The following is a 15959-nucleotide window of genomic DNA, read 5'->3' as shown; positions in this document are numbered from 1 at the left end:
GAAAGCCCGCATAGCGCGGGCTTTTTTGTGCCTGTCAGAAAGGCGCCTCTTCCTCCACCCTCTCCTCCTCCCAATCTCGCTCCACAACCAGATCGTCTCGATCGTCTGCGGTCTGCGGCTCCCACCGTACCGTCACGCTCTCGTCGTCATTGAACGTCAGGTCCAGTTCTGGCGTCTCGGCCAGTATGCCCATCACCTCCTCCCACTCCATGTCACCGTCCGTGTCCAGGCGATGGATAGTCACCCAACGCTGAGCCTGCGCGATGGGGTGATTGATCATCGACGAGACCCGCAGCCCCAAGCGTTCCAGCCCGGTCATCTCATGGCGTGCTTGCGGGTTCGACTTCTTCTGCTTGGCCATACCTTCCTCCGTTAACTGTACATCCATCCAGTATTTAGCGAAGCATACATCACGCCCTGTGAAAGGTGAACACGCTTCGCTTGGAAGATTTTCAACACGGCCTCGAAAAAATAAATCACATTTCGTGTTGACATAAAAAACACATTGCGTGATATTTGCCTCAACACAGCAGTCACTCACGAGGGACTGCAGAGGCCCTCAAGCCTCACCGCTCTTTAACAACCCAATCGCAGAAAGGCTTCCAGCCAGCGAAACGACTAACGCACCGGGCGTGGGCGACTCCCACCCTGCTGCGCTGTATCGAATAGCCCTGGCAGCCCGAACCAGAAAACGTATGGAAAGAAATCATCGCCCAGTCGCAGGTGGCGGGTAACAGCGACCTGGAACACCCGTTGAGCTGTAGCGCCCGGCATGCCGGCGCATCGGTCAGCACGACATTCGATTTGAGCCAGCGACCGACGCCAGTAGCGGGTCGCGGCAGATTTCCTCGATGCCCTTCTCACGAGGGGTATCAGGGAAATCAACAGGAGGAAGAACTATGAACCCACCGCAATTCCTCGAGACCTTGCCAGGACAGCTTCTGGCTTGCATGGCACTTGGTCTGGGGATCGCTCTGACATTTTCAGCTGTCGCTCTTCTCGGAAAGGCATGGCGTCATTCGTGGGCCTGGATCGATGACAGCTCGCCTGGGCGCAATCCGATTCTTGAGTTGATCGCTCGTCTTCGTGGGTGGACGCCCTACGACACAAAGGGATCCGGAGGCACTTATCTGTGGTGGAAGGACAAGAAGGGTGAAACGCGGACAGATGTCTTCTTCTCACTATTCATCATTGCATTCTGGACACCACTGGCAGCCTACGTGATCGCACGGCTATGGCCGCTGGCGCTGTTTTGTATCGCCCTGCTTGCGATTGCTCATGTGGCTCGATTTGCCAGGCGTCATAAGAAGCTCTTCGACAAGCACATCAAAGATCCCGAAGCACACAAGTGACAGGCGATTCCCCGGTGCGCCTCAAGCGGGGCGCATCAGGGGGAATCCACTGTAGGAGCACACGATGAACAAGGTCATTCGCATCACCCTGCGAGGCGAGCTGCAGGTTTTCACCGACAGCGATCTGAGCGCCTGCATCCGCGAAGCGAACAGGCTCAACACGGAGCGTGGCTACCGCAACGGCGTGTGCGTCGTTGAGCTGGCAGATGGGCAGCGCATGACTGCGGCTGACTGCAAGGAGGCGGCATGAGCCTGCGCGACCAGGGCTTCAAGTTCTGCATCAGCCCGGACAAGAAGCAAGGGCAGTGGCTGCACCCGACAGTGTTCAAGGTCATGCATGCCGACTGGACCGACGTCACCGAGTGGCCAACCGATCAACTGGTTGCCTACCTGATGCCGGTGCCTCAGCAGCAAGAGCTGTTCGCAGCATGACGATTTCACTGGCTGGCCTTGGCGACAGGGCCAGACGGGAAATGAATCCTGACCGGGGTTAGCCGGCCGCTGGACTCCCAAGCGCATAAAGGGATAGCCCTTCCGCATGACGGGCTCAATGGTTGTGCGGTGACAGCCGGAAAGACGGCCCGATGCCCTGCTCCCCATCGCAGGGTGCATCGGAGAGGGCTTTTGTAAATCGCACCTATCCCGGCGCCGGGCTAAGTCAGCCATTGGCTGATGGTGTGGAGAAAGCCCTCTACCGATACACCCCGCATCCCCTTCCCTTCACATCGACCGCATCGACAGGTGCCGGGCTTGGCTTTTCACGCCCAGCTTGGTCACTGGTGCCCGGCACCTGATCCATGCGGTTGCCAACTCAACAGGAGGACGCCATGGGCGCACTTCGAGCAGCACAATGGCAGTACGACAACCAGTTGCCTCCTGAGGTGAGTGAAACGCCGCAGGAGCTTGCAGAGCGCCACTGGATCGAGGAAGGCATCGACCAGCTTATGCGGGGCTCTGACTTCCTGTTCCAGCGTCGTATGCGACCACAGCAAGGCGTGACCTACGAGCGCTTCGCCTTGGCCGTGGACGAGTTCGCCATGGACCAACTTGCCCAGTCTCGCAGCAACTCTGCACTGGGGCACCTGGTGCTGGACGGTCACCGCCGGAATGGGTCAGACGCCCAGGCGAGCACGCACAAGCTGCTTTCGGTGGCAGATCCTGACGCAACGTTGCGCCAAATCGCTGCTGACCTGCTCGCTCCCTTTGCTGAGCAAGGAGTTCTGGCCCAGGCCGAGGAGGCGGAATGAGCCCTCACAGCATCGCGGTCAGCGCTATCCAAGGCGCCATAGAAACCATGCTTCTGCCGGGTTCAGGCCCGGTGGAAGACGGCAAGGCTGAATCCATGGTCGTCGCCTACTTCTCTCTTCTGGCCATAGACTCCAACGAGTTCAAACACTACTGCGAGCGCATCCGGCGTATTGCTGAGCGGCGCAAGGAGGCTGCATGAGCGGCATTGACTGGGAAGGCAATCCCGAGGCAACCCACTTTGACCCGGTTGATCAGAATTTCTTGCGCGAAGTCGGAAGCGCCCTGCTGCTGTTCAACAAGAACAAGGGCTGGACGGTTCCGGTCCACACCTCGTACGGGTTAACCATCGAGGACTGTCATCGGCCCCTGATCAAGCGACCCGAATGGGATGGGGAAGGCCCGCCACCTGTTGGCACGATCTGCGAGGTGCTCTGGAACGAGTCACGACTTGAGTACTTCAAGACGAAGGTCTTCGGCATCAACGAGCACGGGCAGCCGATCCATCGCTTCGAGGAAGGCCCGAAGAAGTACGAATTCCAGGCTGACGTTCTGCGCACGGCCTCTGGCACGCAGGTATTCATGCCGCTGAAGACACCAGAGCAGATCGAGGAAGAGGAGCGATCTGAGTTCGCACGCACGCTGATTAAAGACCTAAAAATCGGCCTGGGAAGCGAATACAACGCCTATTACGAGATTGGCGAGGAACTGTATCGCCTTGGCTACCGCAAGCAGGAGGCATCATGACAACTCCAGTTTTCCCGTCACTGATTGACGACCAGGTGGCCGAGGTTCAGGAATCCATGGCCCTGCCAGAGGGGCGAATCCTCATGCTGTTCAAGGGGCCGACCCTGTTCGACGCCAAGAAAGCCGCAGCTGAGGCCTTCATCGAGAACCCCGAGGCAGTCACCCGCAGCTGGTGGATGTGCGGCGAGTGGACGGTAGGGTATGAGGTGCGGGCATGAGCTTCTACGAGGACAACATCGCCGACGGCAGCCACTGCTCTATCTGCTGCCAGCTCATCGGCGATGATGTCGGATACCCACGGGAATGTCGGGATTGTGGCGGAAGCAGTTCCGGTGACAATAAAGCGCGAAAGTTGCAGAGCATGGCTCAGTTCGAGGCGTGGCTGCAAAACACTGGCGTCCAGCACTCGAAGCACAACAACGGCTATCACGTCGTGCTTAAGCTTCCCGGTAACAAAATCATCGACTGCTGGCCAAGCACGCGCAAATGGCAATTGCGCGGGCAGAAGATCAGCCGTGACGGCAAGGCTCTGCATGAGCTTGTACGCAAGCATCTGAGGCCTTGGCCATGACCAGCTACCAACGTGCACGCCGTATCGCCACCTGGCGCGGCAGCTTCATCGCCCTAACCTTCTGCACCGGCTGGCTCCTCCTGAGCACTCTGGCCGGCACCATCACTTCCTGAATCACACGCACCCGAGTACGGCGGGCCCCGCGGGGATAACCGTGCCCGCAAGGGAGCGTAAGCGGCGAGAGCGCGCAACCATCCACCGCAGCCAGGGCCTGGAGCGTACCTCCGTGCCTGGGTGACCTGGCATTTCTCATATTCCAACTCACGGCGCCGGCCTGGCGCGAGGTGACAAATGTCCAATGCAAACATGCGCATCTGGGACCAGGTTGACACGACCGACCCCAGTGCAACGAAAAATTTCACTGGGATGGGCGGTTTCAAAGGCACCGCAATCAAGCCCACTTACCTCATGCGCAAAGCGACCGAAGTATTCGGACCTTGCGGCGAGGGATGGGGCTGGACGGTGCTTGAGGATCGTTTCGATGAGGGCGCCCCGCTTTCAGCTCCTACCAAGGAATGGCCGGATGCGCCGCGAATCAATGCCAAGCTGCACACGATCAAGATTCAGCTTTGGTACCTGGGGAAAGACGGGCAGAAATGCACTGTCGAGCACTATGGGCACACACCGTTTGTTCTTCTCCAGCAGGGCAAGATCATTACGGATTGGGAGGCTGCGAAGAAGTCTCTCACCGACGCTATCGGTAAGTGCCTTCAGCCTCTCGGCTTCGCGGCTGACATCCACATGGGTATGTTCGATGACGCCTCCTACGTCGAGACGGTACGCAGCGAGGTGGCCATTGAGAAGGCAGAGGATAAAGCTGCCGAGGAAGAGCGCCAGAAGCAAGAAAGACTGGAGTGGCTCAAGTCCGCTGTAGAAACCCTAGCAGGCGCCGTCACCCTGCATGAGCTGAAGATGCTCAATACCAGATACGTGAAGAGCGCCACCGCACGCAACGAAACAGCGTTCCTTCGGCGCCTGACCGAGGCATACGAAGAGCGCAAAGCCTTCATAGAGGGCGCCCAGAAGAAGGAGCAGGCCGCATGAGCACTCTGTATGAATTGACCGGCCAATTCAAAGAGCTGACCGTCCTAATGGATGGGGCTGACGAAGACATGGCCATCGCTGTGCGCGACACCATGGGCGCCATTGAAGCTGAGTTCAACGACAAGGCGCTGGCTATAAGCCGAATCATCCTGAACATGGATGGTGACATCGAGGCCGTGGATTCCGAAATCGAACGCCTTCAGGAGCGAAAGCGGATCATGTCCAACCGCAAGGGGCAGATCATCGACTACCTGCGCGAGAACATGGAGGCAGCGGACATAACCAAGATTAGCTGCCCCCTATTCACCATCACGCTTGCCAAGGGTCGCGAGTCGGTAATCATCGACGACGAAAAGGCGCTCCCTGACGACTTGGTCGATTCGCGCGTGACCTATGTCCCTGACAAAAGAGCTATCTCCGAACGGATCAAGTCCGGCCAGGAGGTAAAGGGCGCCCATCTGGAGCGCGGCAAGTCTTCGATTCGTATCAAGTAAGAGATAACTCATGCCAACACTTACCGATATCGGCCGCATTGGCCGAGACGCTGAGCTGCGCTACACCGCCAGCGGCGACGCTGTGTGCAACTTGGCTATCGCCTGCGACTATGGCCGCAAAGGCCAAGACGGAAGGCGGCCCGTGCAGTGGGTAGACGCCACGCTCTGGGGCAAGCAGGCCGAGGCCATGGCTCAGTACTTGGTCAAAGGCCAGCAGGTGCATTTCACCATCGACGACGCGCATGTCGAGGTTTTCACGAAGTCCGACCAGACGCAGGGCGTCAAACTCACCGGGCGAGTGATCATCATCAAGTTTGCCGGAAGTCCACCGCAGCAATCACAGGGCAACCAACCAGCACAGCAACCACGGCAGCAGCGCCCTGCCCCGCAGCCGAGCCAGCAAGGCGTGCCGCCTGACGCCTTCGACGACGACATCCCCTTCGCGCCCATACCTCACCTCGCCGGGGCGTAGCCATGAAGCACCAGCATGCCCCTCACCCTGCGGCCTATTACCTGGGCCGTGCCTGCCGCGACAACGGACAGTCGAAGCACTCCCAGCCCTATGGTTGGATGACCGTCGACTGCGGCTGGTGGCTGGCAGGCTGGAACGATCGAGACATGGAGCTCATCTCTTGAAACGCATCACCGCCCGCGTCCGGTACGGCCGGCGCCAGCAACACATTAATCTGCCGCCCAGCGGCTTGGGAGGTATCGACGATGGCACTGGACCAGGCGGAGCGCGACAGACGCCGACGCGAGAAGGCCGAGCGCCTGCAGGAAGAAGACCTGCGCTTGAAGGTTCGACCAGGGACTAAACAGGCCCTGCTCGAGCTGATGGAGTGGGCCGGGATCGAGGAACAGGGCGAGGCGATGACGCTGATGATTCATCACATCGAAGCGCTCGGGCATCACGCACTATTCAGGATCGCGCGCCACGAAATCGAAGCTCACCGGAATGTGGCGCGCACCGAGGCGCTGCGGCTTTCAGCCAGGAAGCGAACCGGCCAGCACCTGCGCGCCATATGCGGCTGGGCAGACGCCACCTACAGCCAGATGATGGAAGCGCTGATCCACGGCATCCACGCTCTGGGCCGGCTGCACGCGGCGAAGTTTCTCACCCCGCCGCGGCACCAGATCAGCATCTCGCCGCGTCTGGCCCTGGCCTTCGATCGGAAGAGCATGCTGATGATTCAGCAGGATCCGGGTGATGAGGTTATCTACCCATAAGTCCTATCGCATTGATGAGTCGCGATCCTATCGACAGATTGATCCGATTAGCCGATCTGTAAATCCCGCTACGCATTGCCTCGTCCATCTCCTTCAGAAAACCATATGAGTCGGAAACAGCGAAGACAAATTCCTCAGACCTAGACATGAGGCCCTTGCGGTCATTCATCAATGCCGAGAAGCGGTCCTTTGCCTTGAGGAACGACTTGTGACAGATCACTAGCTCTGGGAAATAGATTGCACAAAGAGATGAAACTCTCTCTCCGCGGGGTTCCGACAATTTTTCGACGTATGCAGTGGCATCGCGCATAAAGCCCTGAAGGTCCGACTCGCCATTCGCATACTGCTTTAGGAGTCCATGGACGGCGGTCAAATTTCTGGAGGCCCTGTCAAACTCTGTGTGCACCTCCTCCAGTTTTAGCCGCAGTAAGTTTTTTTCTGACCTCCTGGTTTCCAGCAGAAAGCTAATAGTTCCGGAAACAATCCCACCGCCAAGCATCGCTGTAGCCAAGGTCAGCCAAATCGGGTTTCCAGCCATACCACATCTCCAAACACGATTTCGGTATGTAACCCCATCCCAAACCAAATTGCCACTAGGCCAATCTCGCCCTGCCTCGGTGAGCACAAACAAAAAAGGCACCTGCAATGCAGATGCCTTCGTGCCGGATTATGAGGGGAGAGGGCCCCTCTCCGACTCGGCGATTTAACCAAATTTGAAATCATATTGCCACCATGCCGCCACCAGCACGGAGGGCGGCGCATGCTCAGGAGATCGACATGAAGGTCGAAACCTCGACAGTAACCAAGCTCGTCATCAGTGGCGTTCCGCGCCTTGATCCGATCAGTGTGTTTCTGGAGGACTTCGGTCGCCGCGACTGTCCGACCGAGAAGGATCCGAATTATCAGACAGCTCAGGGCAAGATCACCATTAGCTGCTGGGACAAGAGTTGGAATGCCTACTGGGGCGGCATGGGTCCGCGCACAGTTGGCGAGTTCGTCACCAACTGCAATGCAGGCTACGTACTGAACTGCCTTGACCGTGGTATCAGTTCGACCAAGTTCAGTGGCAACGCTCTGGAGGCACTGGCAAGGAGAACTGTGATTAAAGCGCGTCGCGACCTATCCATGGACAAGGACGAGGCGCGACGTCTGTTCGACCAGGTAGAGATCCTCGGAGGCCTGGAGGTGCCAAACGAGACTTGGCACCACAACGACCTGCTCACCGATATCTTCGGAGAAGAGTGGTGGCACACCCTCCAGGAAGAGGCGGTCGAGGAAAACCACGAATACACCTATCTGCTTCGCATCGTCGAGGCAGTTCAGAAGGCGCTAGCCCAGCCGTTATCCGCCGCCGCCTGACTGCGCTGCCCGCCAGCGCCTTCCCCTATTCAACGATAACGCCTCCCCGGCGAGGAACGCCCATGAACATCTATCGCCACACATTCACCGCGGTCTGCCCAAGCGATGCAGAGGTGATCGTCTACAGCCTGGAAATTCGTAGCCTGGCGATGATCCGTGTCGAGCACATCAAGACCGCCACCGCGCTGATCAAACAGGGCTGGCACGAGCAAATCGCTGACCATCTCGCAGATCGATTCGGCGGTGACCAGGTGATCAAGGCCGTGCACCAGGGTGTCGAGGTCGAAACGGTGAGGTTGAGCGGATGATCCATTACCACGGCACGCCGATAGGCGGCACGCGGCAGGATGCAGCACGACTGCTGGCTGGCCGGCACGCCCTGGTGCCGTTCCCGCGGCAGGATGACATGGGCATCGTCGCCGAGGCCTGTCAGTCCTTCGTCTTCGACAACGGCGCGTTCACGGTCTGGAAGAAAGGCGGCCAAGTCGATGTCGAGGGATACACCCGCTGGGTGGATGACTGGCACAGGCACCCCGGCTTCGACTGGGCGCTGATCCCTGACGTGATCGACGGCGACGAAGATGCCAATGATCGTTTGCTCGAGCAATGGCCCGACCACCTGCCGGGCGTGCCGGTCTGGCACATGCATGAGTCGATCGAGCGACTGCAGCGCCTGGCAAAGGCCTGGCGAACGGTCGCGCTGGGCAGCTCCGGCCAGTGGCGCTCTCCCGGCACCGCATCGTGGTGGAAGCGGATTGGATCAGCGATGGATGCCATCTGCGACAACCAGGGCCGGCCCCAATGCCGCCTGCACGGCCTGCGCATGCTTGACCCCGCGATTTTCCAGAGCCTGCCCCTGTCATCAGCAGACAGCACCAACGCTGCGGTTAATGGCGGCAGCATCAGCCGGTTCGGCATGTACACCCCGCCATCGGCCGGGCAGCGCGCCAGCGTGATCGCAGACCGAATCGAGGCTCACAATAGCACGCCGATCTGGCAGCGAAATTCACAGACGGAAATGGCGTTGTAGCCGACGCCTCGCGGGCATTGGTTATGCCCGCTTAGCGTCGTTAAGCACTCAACGGATGTCCATCGTAGTCTTTGCAACTACCACATCTGAATCGTCGAACCAGACAACGCACCACTTCGTTTGGTCCATGAAATAGAAGCTCTTTTGTCTTTCGGGCCTACCCATGAGTCCGCGTTTTCCCCACCCTCCAAGCGCTTCTTCGCCAACGATTTCCGTAACCTCATCAAGAGTCATGCCGACCTTGATCATGCTGTCACTCAAGTTGTAACGCACCAGTGTCTCCTTAATCCGGCTCCATGCCGTACCACACGAATACCCCACTTCAACGAATCACGCCACCTCGGAGAGGGCGGCGCCTGCAATGGAGATTGCCTATGAACCCCTACCAGATCACCGGGCCGGCGCAAATCGGCGTCAGTGGTGGCCGCACCAGCGGGCACATGCTCTGGAAAATTCTGGAGGCCCACGGCGGCAAACTACCGGCAGACGTGCACGCCTTCTTCCAGAACACCGGCAAGGAGCGCGAGGAGACGCTGGTCTTCATCGACGCCATGGCCAAGCACTGGGGCGTCCACATCGTCTGGATGGAGTGGTGCCGGGTGTACGGCCAGCCGGACGACGCGCCCTGGTACAAGATCGTCGACTTCGAGACGGCCAGCCGAAACGGCGAGCCGTTCACGATGATGCTCGAGTACTACGAGGCCTACCGGAAAGCAGAGAAAAACCTGCCTGCGGTTCTGCCGAACTTCAGCAACAACATGTGCACCGCTTACCTGAAGGTGAAAATTGGCGAGAAGCACATGCGCGCCCTGGGCTACGACGAATGGGACTGTGTCGTAGGCATCCGCTACGACGAACCCCGCCGCTACAGCCGGATGATGACCGCCAACGAGCGCGGCAATGCCCGGTGGGACAGCGTCTGCCCATCCTACGTCGCTGGCATCATGAAGGAAGACGTGGCGGCATTCTGGGCCGAACAGCCTTTCGACCTGGGCATGGATTCGGACTACGGCAACTGCGACCTGTGCTGGAAAAAGAACGAGGCCAAGCTGATCAGGACCATCCAGCAAGACCCGTCCAGGGTGATCTGGTGGTCTGGCACCGAAGAACGATTCGGCCAGGTATTCCGGCAGGATCGGCCAAACTATAGGTCGCTTGCCTGGTCAGCGGACCAGCGCGCCAGGCAGACGGATTTTGATTTCGACTACTTAGCCGAAGACATCGACTGCTTCTGTGGCGACTGAAGAGTCGCTACAGGCTCACCAGTTGCAGGCCCAAATCCAACCCAGACCCAATAAAGGGCAAGAACCAAAACAGCAGCAACCATGGGGTAGGTTGCGAAATTCAAGACGTAAGAGCCCCAAACCTTTGCCGACATCGTAAATTTCTGCCATCCATCCATAGGGTAGTCCTCAGGCATTTCAAGCTTTGCCCGGAGGTAATCGCCTCGAAAATCGTTGTTCGAGTGGGTCTCGTAAAGCTTCAGGACGTCGTGGTACCCCTTCCAACTCTCGTCATATTTCTTCTGGTCGAAGGTACCTGCAGTTTTATGTGGGTGAGCCTCCTGCTTCAGTTCGCCTAGCTTAGAGGCGCAGGAATACATCTTCTCTGACCTGTTGGAAAAGTCGTTTTTCTCGATCAGCAGCGAATACACAAGCACCGCGATCGATGCAAAAACCTGAAGAAGGACTACCTCCTTCCTTTTGATATTTGCGCCTAGATCGTAGGCCTGCATTAGAGATACCAGGATCAGAACCAGAGACAGGATGACGACCGTATAGGTCGAAAGCTTCGCATGCAGGCGCAGGCGCCGAGAGGCATGAAACCTAGTTTTCGACGTGGCATCCATCTTCTTGTATAGATTCTTAAAGCTATCAGTTCCCGACATTGCGCGTCCTCCGTGCGACAGGCGCGCATCTTATACTTGAGGCTTTCCCATGCCCACAGAAAACCGATCCAGCAACACCGAGATGGTCAGCGTGCCGCGTGCTTTGGCTGAGCGCATATCCAATATCTGCATGTTCACCATGTACAAAGAGGACTGGCGGGCGCTAAGCGAGATCCTGGCCCAGCCAGCCGAGCAGCTCCAGGGCGAGCCGGTGCCGATCACCAGCGACATGCACCGCCTGATGGAAGCCTATCGCCTAGGAGAATTCACAGCCGAAGGCGGGTCGAACACCATAGAGTCGCTTGCTGTGGAGTCATTCGATGCAGTTGCTAACCATGGCCATGACGCTGACAGCTATATGGCGGGGTTCTGCGCCTCGTTGTATTGGCAGGCCGCGCCATTCATTGGCTTGGCGCTCAAGCCAGTGACCCACGCCGACCCTGCCGAGGTTGAGCGGCTGCGTGCCCAGGTTGACACCCTAGCCGAGTGGTGCGGGAACGCCCTGAACAAGCTGGCCGACCGGGATGCGCTGCTGCGTGAGGCCCTACCGGCAGTTGAAGGATGTGGGAGCCAGCGGTTTTTGCCTACTTTTGCCCAAGAGCAAAAGTAGGTCGCCGTAAAGGCGAAAAGCGCCGGTGGCGCCCCCACCAAACCCGGATATTCACACAGCCTGAAAGCCCAAGCCCAAGCCCAAGCCCAAATAGAATCACCACCTATACTTCCCAGTCCCAAATGCAAGGAGCCTCACCATGACCCTGGAAAAACAAGGCACCTGCCTCTGCGGCGAAACCCACCTGAAAGTGACCGTCGACAACACCCACATCAGCGCCTGCCACTGCAGCATGTGCCGCAAGTGGACCGGCGGCCCGCTACTGGTCGTCCATTGCAGCCACCCTCCAACGATCGAAGGCCGCACGCCAAGCGTCTACGACTCTTCCGACTGGGCCCAGCGTGGTTTTTGTGGCCGGTGCGGCACACATCTGTACTACCGTCTCAAAGCCAACGATTTCTATGCCATCCCGGTAGGCCTGTTGGACGGCGAAGAAGCCTGGGCTTTCGACTTGCAGATTTTCATCGAGCAGAAACCCGCCTGGTACTGCTTCGCCAACCAGACCAAGGAATTGACCGGCCAGGAGGCATTCGAGCAACTTGGCTAGCGCATCAAGCCTTGCCAAAGTGGCACATTCCTGAGAAAAGGGCGGCCACAAATCCGCTTCAAGGAAACCGCCATGAGCAGCGAACTGCAAATCATCGATATCCAGGAAGGCGACGGCAAGGCTGTGGTCAAGGGCGCGCTGATCACCACCCAGTACACCGGCTGGCTGGCCGATGGCAGCGAGTTCGACTCCTCCTGGACGCGGGGTAAGCCGTTCCAGTGCGTTATTGGCACCGGCCGCGTCATCAAAGGCTGGGACCAGGGCCTAATGGGCATGCGTGTCGGCGGCAAGCGCAAGCTGATAGTGCCGGCGCACCTGGGTTATGGCGAGCGCAACGTGGGCTCGATCCCGCCCCATTCGGACTTGACGTTCGAAATCGAGTTGCTGGAAGTATTGACGCGCGATGACTGAGTCATCCGCGTCTTACCCGCGTTGCAGGTGAGGAAAAGTCATCCGGTAAACAACGAAACGACGGGTATTGCTCGCTCCACCGGCAAGGCACCTTCTGCGTTCGAGCGATGACTTTGAACGCTAAGGTGGGCACATGCAATTCACGAACATTCATCAAATGATCGGCTATCGGGGTGTGGTCTTTGACGTTCTGGAGTTTGAGGTGATGCGACGTTCTCAATTCGGGGCGCTTTACTTCGACGTGGCACGACAGGTAAACGATCGCATCATCGAAAGAGTAATAAAGGTCTATGACCGTATGCAGGCAAGGGAACGTCCCTGCCTTCTGAAAGTTTCGATTTCAAAGCCTCTGAACCGTGATCAATGCGACGCACTCAATGCTCAGCGCTGGACGTTAACCAGCTTGATCCCGGGCACAGCCCGACGTCAGCGGACCGCTGTGGCAGCCAAAATCAATGTCCCCGCTATTGTCGCTGAACGATTGCGGCACTATCACGTGGGAGACAGATTGATTGGTATCGATGCCAGCGTTCACGGCGGTCTCGGGCCTCGGCAGTTGTCCACCTCAATGATCCTCAAGCATTGAGCCTCCAATGCACGAAAATGCATTTTCTCTTGTATCGATGTTCGTGGCGGCGTTCTTCATCGACCAGCGGCTAAAAGCGCCCAGGTTGCGCAAATGGTTGGGCGTCGCCGTATTCATGGGAGGGCTGGCCAGCCTCTTCTATATACATCTCGAGACGTTTTGCGGCATTGACCTCATGCTATGCAAGATTTTTGCAATGATCATGGGGATGTGTCTTTTCTGGCGTCGAGATCAGCACATGAAGTGATGTGCCTGGCCGGCTGGAATCCACCTTTGCTGGTCGGTAATGCCCAAGCTCGCTTCCACACTTGCAATGGCGCAGGTGTGGAAGCGACAGCCGTCCAGTGACGGCTTAACGTCCGAACATCATCGGCCAACCCACGACTTTCTTCGCTCGGGGTGTCGCATAAGTGCGTACTTTCGAGGTGCTCAAGCCCAGCCTCACCAGGGATTCGGCGATGCTCACCGCTGCACTGACCCCATCTACTACCGGTACCCCCGTACGTTGACGGATCTGTTCATCGAGCCCGGCCATGCCGCCGCAGCCCAGGCAGATCACCTCGGCTTTGTCTTCACGCACGGCGCGTTCGGCCTGTTCGACGATCGCTTGCACGGCTCGCTGCGGGTCGGCTTCCAGGTCCAGCACGGCAAGGCCACTGGCGCGTACCGAGGCGCAGCGGTCGTACAGCCCGGAGAGCTTGAGGCGGTCCTCGATCAGCGGCACGGTGCGGTCCAGGGTGGTGACCACCGAATATTTGTGGCCCAGGTACATGGCGGTGCTGGCGGCGGCGTCGGTGATGTCCACGACCGGTACGTCGAGCAGTTCCTGCAGGCCTTCGCGGCCATGCTCGCCATAGCCGGCCTGGATCACGGCATCGTAGGGTTGATCGAAATTGAGCACCCGGTCCATCACGGCGATAGCGGCGAGATAGCTCTCGAAGTTGCCTTCCACGGACTCCGCGCCGAACCAAGGCGTGAGGCCGACGATTTCGGTGCCTGGGGAGGCCACTCTGCGAGCTTGCTCGGCGATGGCGTCAGTGATGGCGGTGGTGGTGTTGACGTTGGCAATCAGAATGCGCATGGAGATTTCCCTATCAATGGCTGCTGTGGTCGACGGCGATGGCTTCACCGCTGACGTCGAGGTACTGGCGGTTGCGCGGGGCGACCAGCAGGTAGAGGGTGGCTGCGGTGCCGGCACCGATCAGCCAGGAGAACGGCGCGACGCTGTGGAAGTGGGGCACCAGTGCCAGCACGATGGCCAACAGGGCTGCCGGCAGGAAGGCCGCGACGGCGCGCAGGTTGATGCCCCGCGTGTAGAAGTAGGCCCCCGCGGGATTCTCGCTGTAGAGCTCGGGTACATTGACCTGGCCTTTTCGCAGCAGCCAGTAGTCCGCCATGATCACGCCATACAAGGGGCCGAGCAGGGCGCCCAGACCTGACAGGAAGTACACGATCACCAGCGGGCTGTTGTAGAGGTTCCAAGGCAGGATCAGCACCGCCAGGGTGGCGCTGATCAAGCCGGCGCGGCGGAAGTTCAGATGGCGTGGCGCCAGGTTGCTCAGCACGAAGGCCGGGGCGACGAAGTTGGCCATGATGTTCACCGCCACGGTGACGATCAGGAAGGCCAGGCAGCCGAGAACCAGGAAAGCTGTGCTGGGGATGGAGGCGACGATCTGGGTGGGGCTGTCGATGACCTGGCCGTTGATCTGGAACTGTGCGCCGCACAGCACCGCGGTGATGGTGGCGAACACCAGGATATTGACCGGTAGGCCCCAGAAATTGCCCACACGGATGGTCTTGCGGCATGGCGAGGAACGAGCGAAGTCGCAGAAGTTCAGCACCAGCGTGCCGTAGATGGCCAGCCATAGCGCGCCGCCGGCAAAGATGTTGCGCCACATCTCATAACCGGTCAGCGGTTCGGCCACCGACCAGGCGATGCGGGCATCGGCCTGGAAGTACATCCACCCGGCAAGGCTCGCCACGGTCAAGAGGATCACCGGGCCTGCGAAGGCCTCGTAGCGGCGCACCATCTCCATGCCGTAGGCAAGGATCACCAGTTGCACCAGCCAGATCGCCACGAAGCACACCCAGCCCAGGCTCGACAGGCCAAGAAGGCTGTTATCGTCGTAGGCCGCCAGCTGCGGCCACACGGCAGTGAGCAATACGCGCAACACGACGGACGCCAAGTAGGTCTGGATACCGAACCAGGCGATGGCGATCACCGCCCGGATCAGCGCCGGTATCTGCGCGCCGTGGATGCCGAAGGCGATGCGACTGATCACCGGAAAGGGTACGCCGGTTTTCTGTCCCATGTACCCGGACAAGTTCATGAAGAAGTACACCAGCGCTGCGCCGATCGCCAGGGACAGAAGAATCTGCCAGCCGCCCAGGCCGAGGGCGAACAATCCCATGGCAAAGGAATAGTTGGCGATGTTGTGCACGTCATTGGTCCAAAGCGCGAAGATGCTGTAGCGGCCCCAGCGACGGCCCTCGATACGAGTAGGGGCGAGGTCTCTGTTATGCAGGCGCGGGCTGAGTTCAAGCGCCGGCGAATGGCCATTCAATGGAAGAGAGGGGGAGGCGGTGCTGGCAACGGATAGTTCAGGGGCTAGGTTGAGGCTGGTACTCATGCGTCAGGCTCCTGATGCGCGTGGACTGCGATGAGCGGGCAGCGCACGGGCTCGCCATCTCGTCGGTGCAGCGTTGGCATCACTGGGTTCTGCGCGCAACGGCCTGTTGTGTAAGGCAGGCGCTGCGAGTTCTTGTATGTATGTTTTGTCTGATTTGTATACAAAACATAGGCACACAAAAGCGAGTTCCATGCCAGGTAAAAACCAACTTTACGGGT

28 protein-coding genes are annotated in these 15959 nt (G+C 58.9%); 22 read left to right on the top strand and 6 right to left on the bottom strand.

Annotated features, from left to right (window positions below; translation table 11 throughout):
* Positions 1-34 precede the first annotated feature (34 nt).
* Positions 35-361 (bottom strand): DUF1654 domain-containing protein, encoded by a 327-nt coding sequence (locus R6G97_RS21365; protein ID WP_317847474.1) that lies wholly within the window; start codon positions 359-361, stop codon positions 35-37.
* Between the two features lie 538 nt (positions 362-899).
* Between R6G97_RS21365 and R6G97_RS21360 the strand changes: the two genes are divergently transcribed.
* The 13 genes from R6G97_RS21360 (at position 900) to R6G97_RS21300 (ending at position 6680) form a co-directional block, all read left to right on the top strand.
* On the top strand, positions 900-1352 hold the full coding sequence (locus R6G97_RS21360; RefSeq protein WP_317847473.1) for a hypothetical protein: 453 nt from the start codon (positions 900-902) through the stop codon (positions 1350-1352).
* A gap of 64 nt (positions 1353-1416) precedes the next feature.
* The gene (locus R6G97_RS21355) at positions 1417-1602 is read left to right on the top strand and encodes a hypothetical protein (protein ID WP_317847472.1); all 186 of its coding nucleotides are present in this window, start codon (positions 1417-1419) and stop codon (positions 1600-1602) included.
* On the top strand, positions 1599-1784 hold the full coding sequence (locus R6G97_RS21350; protein WP_317847471.1) for a hypothetical protein: 186 nt from the start codon (positions 1599-1601) through the stop codon (positions 1782-1784). Before R6G97_RS21355 ends, R6G97_RS21350 begins: the two co-directional genes overlap by 4 nt.
* Before the next feature lie 395 nt (positions 1785-2179).
* Positions 2180-2599: a hypothetical protein gene (locus R6G97_RS21345; protein ID WP_200928616.1), complete on the top strand. Its 420-nt coding sequence runs from the start codon at positions 2180-2182 to the stop codon at positions 2597-2599.
* Entirely contained in the window at positions 2596-2799 is a 204-nt protein-coding gene (locus tag R6G97_RS21340) for a hypothetical protein (RefSeq protein WP_200928617.1), read from the top strand. Before R6G97_RS21345 ends, R6G97_RS21340 begins: the two co-directional genes overlap by 4 nt.
* Positions 2796-3344, top strand: a complete 549-nt coding sequence (locus R6G97_RS21335; RefSeq protein WP_200928618.1) for a hypothetical protein — start codon at positions 2796-2798, stop codon at positions 3342-3344. The genes R6G97_RS21340 and R6G97_RS21335 overlap by 4 nt, the downstream gene beginning before the upstream one ends.
* The gene (locus R6G97_RS21330) at positions 3341-3562 is read left to right on the top strand and encodes a hypothetical protein (protein ID WP_200928619.1); all 222 of its coding nucleotides are present in this window, start codon (positions 3341-3343) and stop codon (positions 3560-3562) included. The genes R6G97_RS21335 and R6G97_RS21330 overlap by 4 nt, the downstream gene beginning before the upstream one ends.
* Positions 3559-3915, top strand: coding sequence for a hypothetical protein (locus R6G97_RS21325; RefSeq protein WP_233458187.1), 357 nt, complete (start codon positions 3559-3561; stop codon positions 3913-3915). The genes R6G97_RS21330 and R6G97_RS21325 overlap by 4 nt, the downstream gene beginning before the upstream one ends.
* A gap of 291 nt (positions 3916-4206) precedes the next feature.
* Complete coding sequence (locus R6G97_RS21320) at positions 4207-4959, top strand: hypothetical protein (RefSeq protein WP_317847470.1); 753 nt, start codon at positions 4207-4209, stop codon at positions 4957-4959.
* The gene (locus R6G97_RS21315) at positions 4956-5453 is read left to right on the top strand and encodes a siphovirus Gp157 family protein (protein WP_317847469.1); all 498 of its coding nucleotides are present in this window, start codon (positions 4956-4958) and stop codon (positions 5451-5453) included. Before R6G97_RS21320 ends, R6G97_RS21315 begins: the two co-directional genes overlap by 4 nt.
* Before the next feature lie 10 nt (positions 5454-5463).
* On the top strand, positions 5464-5925 hold the full coding sequence (locus R6G97_RS21310) for a single-stranded DNA-binding protein (protein WP_317847468.1): 462 nt from the start codon (positions 5464-5466) through the stop codon (positions 5923-5925).
* Between the two features lie 2 nt (positions 5926-5927).
* Entirely contained in the window at positions 5928-6089 is a 162-nt protein-coding gene (locus R6G97_RS21305) for a hypothetical protein (RefSeq protein WP_317847467.1), read from the top strand.
* Between the two features lie 81 nt (positions 6090-6170).
* Complete coding sequence (locus R6G97_RS21300) at positions 6171-6680, top strand: hypothetical protein (RefSeq protein ID WP_317847466.1); 510 nt, start codon at positions 6171-6173, stop codon at positions 6678-6680.
* Here R6G97_RS21300 and R6G97_RS21295 read toward each other — a convergent pair.
* A complete protein-coding gene (locus tag R6G97_RS21295; protein WP_317847465.1) occupies positions 6667-7218 on the bottom strand; it encodes a hypothetical protein in 552 nt (183 codons plus the stop codon). The genes R6G97_RS21300 and R6G97_RS21295 overlap by 14 nt on opposite strands.
* 239 nt (positions 7219-7457) lie before the next feature.
* On the opposite strand from R6G97_RS21295, the gene R6G97_RS21290 reads away from it, so the two are divergent.
* From R6G97_RS21290 to R6G97_RS21280, 3 genes are all read left to right on the top strand, one after another.
* Positions 7458-8039 (top strand): hypothetical protein, encoded by a 582-nt coding sequence (locus tag R6G97_RS21290; protein ID WP_232889755.1) that lies wholly within the window; start codon positions 7458-7460, stop codon positions 8037-8039.
* 62 nt (positions 8040-8101) lie between these two features.
* The gene (locus tag R6G97_RS21285; protein WP_212627848.1) at positions 8102-8347 is read left to right on the top strand and encodes a hypothetical protein; all 246 of its coding nucleotides are present in this window, start codon (positions 8102-8104) and stop codon (positions 8345-8347) included.
* Positions 8344-9069 (top strand): hypothetical protein, encoded by a 726-nt coding sequence (locus tag R6G97_RS21280; protein ID WP_317847464.1) that lies wholly within the window; start codon positions 8344-8346, stop codon positions 9067-9069. Before R6G97_RS21285 ends, R6G97_RS21280 begins: the two co-directional genes overlap by 4 nt.
* A gap of 48 nt (positions 9070-9117) precedes the next feature.
* On the opposite strand, the gene R6G97_RS21275 is transcribed toward R6G97_RS21280, so the two are convergent.
* Entirely contained in the window at positions 9118-9342 is a 225-nt protein-coding gene (locus R6G97_RS21275) for a hypothetical protein (RefSeq protein ID WP_110160040.1), read from the bottom strand.
* 101 nt (positions 9343-9443) lie between these two features.
* Here R6G97_RS21275 and R6G97_RS21270 point away from each other — a divergent pair, with 101 nt between their 5' ends.
* Positions 9444-10313, top strand: a complete 870-nt coding sequence (locus tag R6G97_RS21270) for a hypothetical protein (protein ID WP_317847463.1) — start codon at positions 9444-9446, stop codon at positions 10311-10313.
* Here the strand turns inward: R6G97_RS21270 and R6G97_RS21265 are convergent.
* On the bottom strand, positions 10274-10957 hold the full coding sequence (locus R6G97_RS21265) for an SLATT domain-containing protein (protein ID WP_317847462.1): 684 nt from the start codon (positions 10955-10957) through the stop codon (positions 10274-10276). The two genes, R6G97_RS21270 and R6G97_RS21265, sit on opposite strands and share 40 nt — an antisense overlap.
* A gap of 49 nt (positions 10958-11006) precedes the next feature.
* Between R6G97_RS21265 and R6G97_RS21260 the strand changes: the two genes are divergently transcribed.
* The 5 genes from R6G97_RS21260 (at position 11007) to R6G97_RS21240 (ending at position 13358) form a co-directional block, all read left to right on the top strand.
* Positions 11007-11567 (top strand): hypothetical protein, encoded by a 561-nt coding sequence (locus R6G97_RS21260; RefSeq protein WP_317847461.1) that lies wholly within the window; start codon positions 11007-11009, stop codon positions 11565-11567.
* A 139-nt stretch (positions 11568-11706) separates the two neighbouring features.
* The gene (locus tag R6G97_RS21255) at positions 11707-12114 is read left to right on the top strand and encodes a GFA family protein (protein WP_043215631.1); all 408 of its coding nucleotides are present in this window, start codon (positions 11707-11709) and stop codon (positions 12112-12114) included.
* Positions 12115-12186: 72 nt separating this feature from the next.
* The gene (locus R6G97_RS21250) at positions 12187-12525 is read left to right on the top strand and encodes an FKBP-type peptidyl-prolyl cis-trans isomerase (protein WP_043215633.1); all 339 of its coding nucleotides are present in this window, start codon (positions 12187-12189) and stop codon (positions 12523-12525) included.
* 133 nt (positions 12526-12658) lie between these two features.
* Positions 12659-13111: a hypothetical protein gene (locus R6G97_RS21245; protein WP_043215635.1), complete on the top strand. Its 453-nt coding sequence runs from the start codon at positions 12659-12661 to the stop codon at positions 13109-13111.
* A gap of 7 nt (positions 13112-13118) precedes the next feature.
* Complete coding sequence (locus R6G97_RS21240) at positions 13119-13358, top strand: hypothetical protein (protein WP_090345516.1); 240 nt, start codon at positions 13119-13121, stop codon at positions 13356-13358.
* 105 nt (positions 13359-13463) lie between these two features.
* Here R6G97_RS21240 and R6G97_RS21235 read toward each other — a convergent pair whose 3' ends face one another.
* On the bottom strand, positions 13464-14192 hold the full coding sequence (locus tag R6G97_RS21235; protein ID WP_197853247.1) for an aspartate/glutamate racemase family protein: 729 nt from the start codon (positions 14190-14192) through the stop codon (positions 13464-13466).
* Between the two features lie 13 nt (positions 14193-14205).
* A complete protein-coding gene (locus R6G97_RS21230; RefSeq protein WP_102081318.1) occupies positions 14206-15741 on the bottom strand; it encodes an NCS1 family nucleobase:cation symporter-1 in 1536 nt (511 codons plus the stop codon).
* Positions 15742-15959: the final 218 nt, after the last annotated feature.

Origin of the sequence: Pseudomonas sp. HTZ2 (assembly GCF_033173945.1) — a bacterium.
In the GTDB taxonomy this organism is placed as follows: domain Bacteria; phylum Pseudomonadota; class Gammaproteobacteria; order Pseudomonadales; family Pseudomonadaceae; genus Aquipseudomonas; species Aquipseudomonas guariconensis.
The sequence above is the reverse complement of the archived record's forward strand: the minus strand, read 5'-3'. Positions and strand labels throughout refer to the sequence as shown.

Excerpts from the sequence above, each read along its gene's own strand:
- R6G97_RS21240 (WP_090345516.1), top strand. The coding sequence starts at position 13,119 with ATGCACGAAAATGCATTTTCTCTTGTATCGATGTTCGTGGCGGCGTTC.
- R6G97_RS21315 (WP_317847469.1), top strand. The coding sequence starts at position 4,956 with ATGAGCACTCTGTATGAATTGACCGGCCAATTCAAAGAGCTGACCGTC.
- R6G97_RS21305 (WP_317847467.1), top strand. The coding sequence starts at position 5,928 with ATGAAGCACCAGCATGCCCCTCACCCTGCGGCCTATTACCTGGGCCGT.
- R6G97_RS21300 (WP_317847466.1), top strand. The coding sequence starts at position 6,171 with ATGGCACTGGACCAGGCGGAGCGCGACAGACGCCGACGCGAGAAGGCC.
- R6G97_RS21330 (WP_200928619.1), top strand. The coding sequence starts at position 3,341 with ATGACAACTCCAGTTTTCCCGTCACTGATTGACGACCAGGTGGCCGAG.
- R6G97_RS21290 (WP_232889755.1), top strand. The coding sequence starts at position 7,458 with ATGAAGGTCGAAACCTCGACAGTAACCAAGCTCGTCATCAGTGGCGTT.
- R6G97_RS21340 (WP_200928617.1), top strand. The coding sequence starts at position 2,596 with ATGAGCCCTCACAGCATCGCGGTCAGCGCTATCCAAGGCGCCATAGAA.
- R6G97_RS21250 (WP_043215633.1), top strand. The coding sequence starts at position 12,187 with ATGAGCAGCGAACTGCAAATCATCGATATCCAGGAAGGCGACGGCAAG.
- R6G97_RS21320 (WP_317847470.1), top strand. The coding sequence starts at position 4,207 with ATGTCCAATGCAAACATGCGCATCTGGGACCAGGTTGACACGACCGAC.
- R6G97_RS21270 (WP_317847463.1), top strand. The coding sequence starts at position 9,444 with ATGAACCCCTACCAGATCACCGGGCCGGCGCAAATCGGCGTCAGTGGT.
- R6G97_RS21325 (WP_233458187.1), top strand. The coding sequence starts at position 3,559 with ATGAGCTTCTACGAGGACAACATCGCCGACGGCAGCCACTGCTCTATC.
- R6G97_RS21345 (WP_200928616.1), top strand. The coding sequence starts at position 2,180 with ATGGGCGCACTTCGAGCAGCACAATGGCAGTACGACAACCAGTTGCCT.
- R6G97_RS21260 (WP_317847461.1), top strand. The coding sequence starts at position 11,007 with ATGCCCACAGAAAACCGATCCAGCAACACCGAGATGGTCAGCGTGCCG.
- R6G97_RS21335 (WP_200928618.1), top strand. The coding sequence starts at position 2,796 with ATGAGCGGCATTGACTGGGAAGGCAATCCCGAGGCAACCCACTTTGAC.
- R6G97_RS21365 (WP_317847474.1), bottom strand. The coding sequence starts at position 361 with ATGGCCAAGCAGAAGAAGTCGAACCCGCAAGCACGCCATGAGATGACC.
- R6G97_RS21350 (WP_317847471.1), top strand. The coding sequence starts at position 1,599 with ATGAGCCTGCGCGACCAGGGCTTCAAGTTCTGCATCAGCCCGGACAAG.
- R6G97_RS21255 (WP_043215631.1), top strand. The coding sequence starts at position 11,707 with ATGACCCTGGAAAAACAAGGCACCTGCCTCTGCGGCGAAACCCACCTG.
- R6G97_RS21235 (WP_197853247.1), bottom strand. The coding sequence starts at position 14,192 with ATGCGCATTCTGATTGCCAACGTCAACACCACCACCGCCATCACTGAC.
- R6G97_RS21295 (WP_317847465.1), bottom strand. The coding sequence starts at position 7,218 with ATGGCTGGAAACCCGATTTGGCTGACCTTGGCTACAGCGATGCTTGGC.
- R6G97_RS21310 (WP_317847468.1), top strand. The coding sequence starts at position 5,464 with ATGCCAACACTTACCGATATCGGCCGCATTGGCCGAGACGCTGAGCTG.
- R6G97_RS21230 (WP_102081318.1), bottom strand. The coding sequence starts at position 15,741 with ATGAGTACCAGCCTCAACCTAGCCCCTGAACTATCCGTTGCCAGCACC.
- R6G97_RS21265 (WP_317847462.1), bottom strand. The coding sequence starts at position 10,957 with ATGTCGGGAACTGATAGCTTTAAGAATCTATACAAGAAGATGGATGCC.
- R6G97_RS21245 (WP_043215635.1), top strand. The coding sequence starts at position 12,659 with ATGCAATTCACGAACATTCATCAAATGATCGGCTATCGGGGTGTGGTC.
- R6G97_RS21355 (WP_317847472.1), top strand. The coding sequence starts at position 1,417 with ATGAACAAGGTCATTCGCATCACCCTGCGAGGCGAGCTGCAGGTTTTC.
- R6G97_RS21280 (WP_317847464.1), top strand. The coding sequence starts at position 8,344 with ATGATCCATTACCACGGCACGCCGATAGGCGGCACGCGGCAGGATGCA.
- R6G97_RS21360 (WP_317847473.1), top strand. The coding sequence starts at position 900 with ATGAACCCACCGCAATTCCTCGAGACCTTGCCAGGACAGCTTCTGGCT.
- R6G97_RS21285 (WP_212627848.1), top strand. The coding sequence starts at position 8,102 with ATGAACATCTATCGCCACACATTCACCGCGGTCTGCCCAAGCGATGCA.